The organism is Pseudoalteromonas sp. 5Ae-yellow (genome assembly GCF_014077565.1).
Classification (GTDB): domain Bacteria; phylum Pseudomonadota; class Gammaproteobacteria; order Enterobacterales; family Alteromonadaceae; genus Pseudoalteromonas.
Genome location: NZ_JACGWD010000230.1, coordinates 1 through 235 on the forward strand (window position 1 = coordinate 1; position 235 = coordinate 235).

A 235-nucleotide genomic window follows, 5' to 3' on the forward strand; every position below is an offset into this window, starting at 1 on the left:
GGGTTGTCATGCCAATGGCATTGCCCGGTAGCTACGTTCGGAACTGATAAGCGCTGAAAGCATCTAAGCGCGAAGCAGGCCTCGAGATGAGTTCTCACTAGACTTTTAAAGTCTCTGAAGGGCCGTTGAAGACTACAACGTTGATAGGCAAGATGTGGAAGTGGTGTGAGCCATTAAGCTAACTTGTACTAATTACCCGTGAGGCTTAACCATACAACGCCAAACGCGTTTTATG

General features: G+C 47.7%; 1 rRNA gene. It reads left to right on the forward strand.

What is annotated here, in order from left to right:
* A 23S ribosomal RNA gene (locus H4J63_RS20705) occupies positions 1-213 on the forward strand; the annotation flags it as partial.
* Positions 214-235: the final 22 nt, after the last annotated feature.